At 63.0% G+C, this 1,346-nt stretch carries 1 protein-coding gene; it reads right to left on the bottom strand.

From position 1 onward, the window contains the following. Positions 1–1,346 (bottom strand): type I glutamate--ammonia ligase (glnA, locus tag BG61_RS38450; protein ID WP_035943665.1); only part of this gene is annotated, 1,346 nt, incomplete at both ends.

Raw genomic sequence — 1,346 nt, 5'->3', positions numbered from 1 at the left:
AGCGAGTAGTACATCTCGAACTCGATCGGATGCACCGACTGACGATAGCGCTGCAGCTCGCCCGTCTTCAGTTCGATGTACGCGTCGAGCATCGAATCCGTGAACACGCCGCCGCGCGTCAGGAACTCCCGGTCCGCGTCCAGCGCGTCGAGCGCCTGATCGAGCCCAGCACACACGGTCGGGATCTTGGCATCCTCTTCCGGCGGCAGATCGTACAGGTTCTTGTCCGCGGCTTCGCCCGGGTGGATCTTGTTCTGCACGCCGTCCAGGCCCGCCATCATCAGCGCGGAGAAGCACAGGTACGGATTCGCCATCGGGTCCGGGAAACGCGTTTCGATACGACGGCCCTTCGGGTTGGAGACGTGCGGAATGCGGATCGACGCCGAACGGTTGCGTGCCGAGTAGGCAAGCTTCACCGGCGCTTCGAAGTGCGGCACGAGGCGCTTGTACGAGTTCGTCGACGGGTTCGTGATCGCGTTCAGCGCACGTGCGTGCTTGATGATGCCGCCGATGTAGAACAGCGCGAATTCCGACAGCCCCGCGTAGCCGTTGCCCGCGAACAGGTTCTGGCCGTCCTTCCAGATCGACTGGTGAACGTGCATGCCCGAACCGTTGTCGCCGACGATCGGCTTCGGCATGAACGTCGCCGTCTTGCCGTACGTGTGCGCCACGTTGTGGATGATGTACTTCATCTGCTGCAGCCAGTCCGCGCGCTGAACCAGCGTCGAGAACTTCGTGCCGATTTCGTTCTGGCCCTGGCCCGCCACTTCGTGGTGATGCACTTCGACCGGAATGCCGATCTGCTCGAGCAGCAGGCACATTTCCGAACGGATGTCCTGGAACGTGTCGACCGGCGCGACCGGGAAGTAGCCACCCTTGGTGCCCGGACGGTGGCCGGTGTTGCCGCCTTCGAATTCCTTGGCGGAGGACCACGGCGCTTCTTCCGAGCCGATCTTCACGAACGTGCCCGACTGGTCCGTGTTCCACTGGACCGAGTCGAAAATGAAGAATTCCGGCTCCGGACCGAAGAAGGCAGTGTCGCCCAGGCCCGAGCTCTTCAGGTACGCTTCGGCGCGCTTGGCGAGCGAGCGCGGGTCGCGCTCGTAGCCCTTGCCGTCGGCCGGTTCGACCACGTCGCAGGTCAGCACCAGCGTCGATTCCTCGTAGAACGGGTCAACGAAGGCCGTGTCGGCGTCCGGCACGAGCAGCATGTCCGACGCTTCGATGCCCTTCCAGCCGGCGATGGACGAACCGTCGAAAGCGTGGCCGCTTTCAAATTTGTCTTCGTCGAATGCCGATACCGGCACCGAAACGTGTTGTTCTTTGCCGCGCGTGTCGGTGAAACG

It is taken from the genome of Caballeronia glathei (assembly GCF_000698595.1).
GTDB lineage: Bacteria > Pseudomonadota > Gammaproteobacteria > Burkholderiales > Burkholderiaceae > Caballeronia > Caballeronia glathei.
Note: the sequence above shows the minus strand (reverse complement) of the source record. Positions and strands in the feature narration are given on the sequence as shown.